Origin of the sequence: Chroococcidiopsis sp. [FACHB-1243] (assembly GCF_014696895.1) — a bacterium.
In the GTDB taxonomy this organism is placed as follows: Bacteria; Cyanobacteriota; Cyanobacteriia; order Cyanobacteriales; family Chroococcidiopsidaceae; genus Chroococcidiopsis.
Genome location: NZ_JACJQX010000043.1, coordinates 46,912 through 53,551 on the forward strand (window position 1 = coordinate 46,912; position 6,640 = coordinate 53,551).

A 6,640-nucleotide genomic window follows, 5' to 3' on the forward strand; every position below is an offset into this window, starting at 1 on the left:
CCTACTATATCTAGCAACCTTAAATTACCTGTGCATTGTCATCTAAGACAGGAATATCTACTGTCCCAGACCAGCTAGATACCCAAAAATACCGTGACCTGTCAATACTTCCATTGCAATCAAAGCTACAAAACCAATCGCTGCCAACCGCCCGTTGAGTAGTTCGGCATAGTCGGTAAAACCAATGCGGGGGGTCTCATCTACATACATTTTGGGTTCGACGGCGAAATTGTTGAGCTTGTCGCCTTCGCCAGGTGAAGTAATATATCCAGAGCGTGTCATGAGACTATTTTTTCCATTTGTTACTTTGTCTTAAATAAACTTAACAAACTTTATTAAGTTTTGCAACATTTATGAACGAGAAACACACTGTATTTGTCTGTACAACCTGCGCTAGTACTTGGCAGGACGGTAAACGAGTGGGAGTGAGTGGTGGTCAAATCTTGTTCGATCGCTTAACCCAACTTTATGAAGAGTGGCAACTCGCACCAGAATTTTCTTTACAAGCAGTAGAGTGCATGAGTGCGTGTAGCTCTCCCTGCGTTGTGACGTTTGCGGCAGCAGGAAAGTGTACTTACGTATTTGGGACACTACCAGCTGAAGATAGCGCTGCTGCCATACTCGACTGCGCTAACAAGTATCATGCTAAGAACGACGGTCTGCTGCCTTGGTCGGAGCGACCGGAACCACTGAAAAAAGGTATTGTGGCGCGAGTTCCGCCCATGAGTAGTTGAATTCTCAGGCTGGTTTTACCCCAGCCAAAGTGCCACTACCTAACCCTCATTTACCAATTAAAAATCAATTTTGTAGTCAAAACTACAGTTGAAATGCGATCGATATTCTATTTGGTAAGGTAATTCAACATGAACGATAGACAAACTGCGATCGCTAAAAAGTAGCAAGTCGGAAGAACTTCTGACTTACGACTTACGACTTTTCCCCTTACCCCTACCCTTTCTATTGTGCGATTCGACAATTACGAACCAGGAGACTTTTACGACGAGCTATTCGTCACTAAAGAAAAACCTCGTGCGGAAGCAATTCCACTGCTAGAAAGAATTAATTCTCTACCAGCAGGAGAATTACAACGGCGACATCAAGCAGCACAAATTGCTTTGATGAACATGGGAGTCACCTTTAATGTTTACAGTGAAGGTGAAGGTACAGAACGAATTTTTCCCTTCGACATCATTCCCCGCATTGTCTCAGCCGCGGAATGGCAGTTTCTAGAAAAGGGACTCAAGCAACGGATCTTTGCCCTGAATTTGTTTATTAACGATATTTATAACGAGCAGAAAATCATACGAGATAGCGTGATTCCGAGCGAGTTAATCGAATCGGCTACGGGATTTTTAAAGCCTTGTATTGGACTAAAACCGCCTGGTGGGATCTGGTGTCATATTACCGGAACTGACCTAGTGCGCGATCGCGATGGTCGTTGGTACGTGTTAGAAGATAATATGCGCTGTCCTTCTGGCGTTTCCTACGTGCTGGAAAATCGTCGCGTCATGAAAAGCACTTTTCCTAAAGTCTTTGAATCGATGACAATTCAGCCGGTTGAGGAATATCCGAGTCATTTACTAGAAACCCTACTCAACCTGGCTCCTCCTCAACTCTACGATCCAACGGTAGTTGTTTTAACACCAGGAATTTACAACTCAGCTTACTTCGAGCATTCCTTCTTAGCGCAGCAGATGGGTGTGGAGTTGGTAGAAGGACGAGATTTGGTAGTGGCGGATGGCTACCTACAAATGCGGACTACCAAAGGCTTAAAGCGCGTTGATGCCGTTTATCGCCGGATTGACGACGATTTTATCGATCCTTTAGCATTTCGCCCCGATTCTTTATTAGGCATACCTGGACTGATGGAAGTCTATCGTGCGGGTAGAGTGGGACTGGCTAACGCACTAGGAACTGGTGTAGCTGATGATAAAGTCATCTACGCATACGTTCCAGCGATGATTCGTTACTATTTGGGCGAAGAACCGATTTTATCTAACGTTCCTACATACCTCTGTTGGGAACCAAATCAACAGGCTCATGTTTTGGCAAATCTCGATAAGTTAGTTGTCAAAGCAGCGAATGAATCTGGTGGCTACGGAATGCTCATTGGTTCTTCTGCCACCCCAGAACAACGCCAAGAATTTGCCGAAAAAATTAAGGCTAGTCCGCGCAACTACATTGCCCAACCAACTTTGTGTTTGTCTCGCGTGCCAACCATTTTAGAAGACCAATTTGAAGGCTGTCACGTAGACTTGCGACCGTATATCCTCTACGGTAAAGAAATTTACGTCAATCCAGGTGGACTAACCCGCGTCGCCCTTAGAAGAGGTTCTCTGGTAGTCAACTCTTCCCAAGGTGGAGGGAGTAAAGATACTTGGGTGGTATGTAAATGAGGAGTGAGGGTAAGAAGTCAAAAGTCAAAAGTCAGAAGTCAAAAATAGCTCTCTCACCTATTACCAACTATGCTAAGCAGAGTTGCTGATTCAATTTACTGGTTAAACCGCTATGTAGAAAGGGCAGAAAATGTTGCCCGTTTTATTGATGTCAATTTAACTCTATTGTTGGATGCTCCTACTGGAGAAGCGCAGCAGTGGAAACCTTTGATTTTGACTACAGGGGATTTATCGTTATTTCAAGAACGCTACGGTGAAGCGACAGCAGAAAATGTGATTCAGTTCTTGACTTTCGATCGCGAATATTCTAATTCGATCGCTTCTTGCTTGTTTGCTGCTAGAGAGAACGCGCGATCGATCCGGGAAATTATTTCCTCGGAAATGTGGGAACGGGTAAATGCATTTTATTTCCTAGTCAAGGAAGCGGCTCAATCTCATACCGTTCCTGAATGGTCAAATTTTTTTGCTGAAGTCAAGCTAGCCAGTCACTTGTTTGCTGGGGTGATGAATGCAACCATGACGCACAATGAAGGTTGGCATTTCGGACAAATTGGACGTTTGTTAGAACGGGCTGATAAAACTGCGCGAATTTTAGATGTAAAATACTATATTTTACTACCTTCAGCTAAAGATGTGGGGACGACTCTAGACCAGTTGCAATGGATAGCATTGCTAAAATCTGCGAGCGCTTACGAAATGTATCGTAAATGGGGACGACATCGGATTGCGCCTACAGCTGTAGCGGAATTTTTGATTCTCAACCGCGAATTTCCTCGTTCGATTCAATTTTGCTTACTCCAAGCAGAGCAATCGCTACATCAAATTACTGGAACTCCCATCGGTACTTGGCAAAATCCCGTCGAACGCGCCCTCGGTCGATCGCGATCGGAATTGGAATATATCACAATTGAAGAAATTGTCAATATTGGACTGCATGAATTTCTCGATCGCATCCAGCATCAAATTAACGATGTGGGTGACAAGATTTTTACGACTTTTGTAGCGGTCAATCCTGTTTGAGTGAGTTGTGAGTAGTAGAATTGAATTTCTTGGTATAAACCTCGGCAATATTTGCAGGAATCGATATCAGTGCTGTTTTAAGTTGTTTGATTATGAAGTAGATAATTTAACTCGCTCTCCAACCATTCCTTAAACATTCTATTAACGATTTCTTGCTGCAATTCTGGTGTTAATTTAGCTGGAATAAACTCTTCGACCATCAAAAGATGGTGTCCTTGCTCGGTTTGCAGTGGACCAACTAACTCTCCTGGTTGAGCGCCAAATATAGCTGTTGCTATATCTGGTTGTAAGCTCCAACGGTAAAGCTTTCCTTCATAACCACACTGATAGCTGCGCTTTTCATCAATGTCATAAAGGTGAGCAGCTTGATAAAAACTAATTTCTTCTTCGGTGATTTGATAGAATATCTCTTGAGCGACTCGCTCAAAGGGAACAATAATTTGGTAAAGCAAAATCTGTTCAAAATCAAGTTGAGACTGAGCAAAAAACTTTTCTACTTCTGAGGCGAATAGATTGTTAGCTAATTTTTGAGCTAGAAGGCGATCGCAAATTCCTGCTTCCCACTCACCTACAGTAATCATCTGATCTGCTAGCCATGCCAGTGTATCGGCAACCTTCTCTAAACTCTGTTCGCGTCTGAGACAATCTGCTTCAATCTGTATTTCTTCTGGGGTAACTACTAACCCTCTTTCTTGAGCGACTTGAGCAATAATTTTTTGATACAAAACTTCCTGATAAATTTCTCGAAAATGTGTAGTTTTTCGTAGAAAATCCAAAATCTCATCGGGTAGAACGTTTAACTCTAAAAGACTAGGCATTTTACACTAATTCATTTTTTCTTAGTTTGGTTTTGAGTAAGTTAAAAGCAGCATTTTTAACAACTCTTGTTCTCAATCCAAAAGCTAGAATTAGTAGCAATGCTGCTTGATTAATCTATCAAAGTGGCAAGATGCAACTAGAAGTAACTACTGTGTTTTACTATTACTTCTAGAAGCCGTTCATATAAGAAGTTTGCCAGCTAGATTGTGTATTATTCCCATCAGAAGAGAGACTAACTTGGTTATTACCAGCCTCAAAAATGTAGGTAGTAATACCTCCTTTTTTAATAACTTTTTTGGTAAGAGGACAACCTTTACTCTCAGCAGTAGGTTCGCCATTCACCCACTGAACAGTGAGCGAGCAGGCTCCGCTAGAACCACTAATAGTAGGGAATTCTGTAATTTCTCCACAGTAGCTCAATTCAGAGATAATCATGGTATTTTTCTCCTTGTAATATTCGTTACTTTTGGATCGATGCTAATAAGAATAATTATTTTAAATCACTTAAGAGATACTAAATGTAGATATAGTATGCACAACTCTATATCGCCATATGTAGAGACGGCTATTATCATTTCCCATTGTCACTAGCTTCCAGAGTTTCAATAATTGCTAAACCACTATCAGAAGCTACAAGTAGCAGCATTACTGAGAGCAGATAAACCATTGTCAGGAGCTGAAGTACTGTTTCAAAGCTAATATTGGCGTTCATGAGTTAACCTCTCTGCTAAGACTAGTAATAATATTTTTGACTATCAGCAATATTTCGTTATATCTTCACCGCAATCCACTAAATAGGATAGAGCTTTGAAACGAAGCCTAACCACTTGCTCGTAGAGAGGGTTGAGCTTACACAAGGGTGGAATATAAAATAAGGTGCGATCGCAGAGCTTGATTTTCCGCTCAAAAGGACAATGAGTCGGGATTATCTTGCACAATAATTTAGCTATCTTTAGGTCATAAACTTCTATCGTATCAAACCACTGGTAAACTAAAATCATTAGATTAATAAGTTTCTTCATAATCATCACTCACTATCATCTAGTTAAGTAATGTGTAAGTTTTTAAATCCACTAAGTTAAATTTGTATGTACTGTTTGCCAATCCCAGAATTTAATACTTAGTATTAAATTCTGGGATTAGAATCAACAGTTACAGTCGAAAGATAGAGTTAAAAAAGCGCATTTTTTTACCACGGCTTCACTACCAATTCAAGCCTTGTTACTTATTGACAAGCTAGATATGGCTGTAAATCTTTACGACTGGCGTATTGAGCCATTTTGAGTATTAGACTGATTACCCTTGCTAAAAACAGCAATATTAACACCTGTCTGAATTTGGACAAGTTTAGCGTAATTGCTCTTTTTGCTAACTGGATAAGAATGCTTGGGTGGTTTGCGAGTACCTCCTAAAATGCTATTATTAGAAACAACTTCCAGATAATTCAATTCAGAAATAATCATTGATTTTCTCCTTAAAAGTAGTTTTTGTGAGAAACAACAACTTTGTTTTGTTGTTATAAATAATCTAACTAATCTAAATAAGGCTATGTTGCCAATTTGGCAGATATTTTTTGAATTTAGTTGTGTAACAATAATTGAATTTTGAGCGCCCTAGATTAGCAAAGCAGTAAGGTAATGCTATTTTTAGAGTAGACATTAGGTAGGAGCGTACAGCGCTCTTACTAGTAGGTGAGGATACACCATTTACCACATGCTTTGTTGTTACAGATAATCCATCTAGCTTGCATAAAGTAATGCTGCTAGTTATCGCGCCGCGTAACGCACTCCTATACGCATAAGTGGTGCGTTACGCCATCATGCTAACGCACCCTACGCATATTTCAAAAATCAAATATGAGTCCTATAGAAACTTGTCACTGAAAAACTGCCTCGTTCTTAAAGGTAAACGAACTCGGCAGAAAAAAGATATTTTTTTGAAAATGAAATGATGTTTCAATTAATTATTGTTATTTTAGTTTGTGCAGAAACTCACCATTCGGTACAGAAAAACTATAATTCTTGAGCGACAATAGTTTAGCTTGGCAAGAACTGTATTCTCGAATCTTGTTTAACAACCCCCATTCTAATTTACTACCGCGTTCGTTCTTCTGCCGTTCACTTATTGCTTCACAATAAGCAAGATCGGAAAGACTACCTACGTACTTTCGTGAGGTTTCGCTATCAACTCTAGATTTAGAGGACTGCTCAACCACGTTGGACTTATCCGTTTCATCTCTACTCAGCTTAGTAACCTGATTGTTTTCTTTGATTAACCGATTGTAAGTTCTATATGGTATATAATCAGAAGTGTTGAATGTTAAGAAATCGCCATAAAAAAGCAGCCCAAAATGTGATAACTTTTGAGCTGAATAGAAATAATAAATGTTAACGATTGATGATACC

Annotated in this window: 10 protein-coding genes; 3 read left to right on the forward strand and 7 right to left on the reverse strand. The window is 40.2% G+C overall.

Features of this window, described 5'->3' with window-relative positions; translation table 11 throughout:
- Positions 1–57 precede the first annotated feature (57 nt).
- Complete coding sequence (locus H6G17_RS25900; RefSeq protein WP_192161453.1) at positions 58–282, reverse strand: high light inducible protein; 225 nt, start codon at positions 280–282, stop codon at positions 58–60.
- Between the two features lie 71 nt (positions 283–353).
- Between H6G17_RS25900 and H6G17_RS25905 the strand changes: the two genes are divergently transcribed.
- The 3 genes from H6G17_RS25905 to H6G17_RS25915 all read left to right on the forward strand — a co-directional run bounded on the left by H6G17_RS25905 (position 354) and on the right by H6G17_RS25915 (position 3,416).
- Positions 354–734, forward strand: a complete 381-nt coding sequence (locus H6G17_RS25905) for a DUF1636 domain-containing protein (RefSeq protein ID WP_192161454.1) — start codon at positions 354–356, stop codon at positions 732–734.
- Positions 735–962: 228 nt separating this feature from the next.
- Entirely contained in the window at positions 963–2,396 is a 1,434-nt protein-coding gene (locus H6G17_RS25910) for a circularly permuted type 2 ATP-grasp protein (protein ID WP_192161455.1), read from the forward strand.
- 69 nt (positions 2,397–2,465) lie between these two features.
- Positions 2,466–3,416 carry an alpha-E domain-containing protein gene (locus H6G17_RS25915; RefSeq protein WP_192161456.1) on the forward strand — a complete coding sequence of 317 codons (951 nt, stop codon included), beginning with the start codon at positions 2,466–2,468 and terminating at the stop codon, positions 3,414–3,416.
- Positions 3,417–3,493: 77 nt separating this feature from the next.
- Here the strand turns inward: H6G17_RS25915 and H6G17_RS25920 are convergent, their stop codons facing one another.
- The 6 genes from H6G17_RS25920 to H6G17_RS33180 all read right to left on the reverse strand — a co-directional run.
- On the reverse strand, positions 3,494–4,234 hold the full coding sequence (locus tag H6G17_RS25920; RefSeq protein ID WP_192161457.1) for a peptidylprolyl isomerase: 741 nt from the start codon (positions 4,232–4,234) through the stop codon (positions 3,494–3,496).
- Positions 4,235–4,403: 169 nt separating this feature from the next.
- On the reverse strand, positions 4,404–4,670 hold the full coding sequence (locus tag H6G17_RS25925; protein WP_192161458.1) for a hypothetical protein: 267 nt from the start codon (positions 4,668–4,670) through the stop codon (positions 4,404–4,406).
- Positions 4,671–4,806: 136 nt separating this feature from the next.
- A complete protein-coding gene (locus tag H6G17_RS25930; protein ID WP_192161459.1) occupies positions 4,807–4,947 on the reverse strand; it encodes a hypothetical protein in 141 nt (46 codons plus the stop codon).
- Positions 4,948–4,990: 43 nt separating this feature from the next.
- Positions 4,991–5,263 (reverse strand): Mo-dependent nitrogenase C-terminal domain-containing protein, encoded by a 273-nt coding sequence (locus tag H6G17_RS25935; protein ID WP_347276473.1) that lies wholly within the window; start codon positions 5,261–5,263, stop codon positions 4,991–4,993.
- 228 nt (positions 5,264–5,491) lie between these two features.
- Positions 5,492–5,698, reverse strand: coding sequence for a hypothetical protein (locus H6G17_RS25940; protein ID WP_192161461.1), 207 nt, complete (start codon positions 5,696–5,698; stop codon positions 5,492–5,494).
- Between the two features lie 506 nt (positions 5,699–6,204).
- Positions 6,205–6,640, reverse strand: a 436-nt coding sequence (locus H6G17_RS33180) for a hypothetical protein (RefSeq protein ID WP_206757175.1), incomplete at its 5' end; no start/stop codon positions are given.

Excerpts from the sequence above, each read along its gene's own strand:
- H6G17_RS25940 (WP_192161461.1), bottom strand. The coding sequence starts at position 5,698 with ATGATTATTTCTGAATTGAATTATCTGGAAGTTGTTTCTAATAATAGC.
- H6G17_RS25930 (WP_192161459.1), bottom strand. The coding sequence starts at position 4,947 with ATGAACGCCAATATTAGCTTTGAAACAGTACTTCAGCTCCTGACAATG.
- H6G17_RS25920 (WP_192161457.1), bottom strand. The coding sequence starts at position 4,234 with ATGCCTAGTCTTTTAGAGTTAAACGTTCTACCCGATGAGATTTTGGAT.
- H6G17_RS25915 (WP_192161456.1), top strand. The coding sequence starts at position 2,466 with ATGCTAAGCAGAGTTGCTGATTCAATTTACTGGTTAAACCGCTATGTA.
- H6G17_RS25905 (WP_192161454.1), top strand. The coding sequence starts at position 354 with ATGAACGAGAAACACACTGTATTTGTCTGTACAACCTGCGCTAGTACT.
- H6G17_RS25925 (WP_192161458.1), bottom strand. The coding sequence starts at position 4,670 with ATGATTATCTCTGAATTGAGCTACTGTGGAGAAATTACAGAATTCCCT.
- H6G17_RS25935 (WP_347276473.1), bottom strand. The coding sequence starts at position 5,263 with ATGATTATGAAGAAACTTATTAATCTAATGATTTTAGTTTACCAGTGG.
- H6G17_RS25900 (WP_192161453.1), bottom strand. The coding sequence starts at position 282 with ATGACACGCTCTGGATATATTACTTCACCTGGCGAAGGCGACAAGCTC.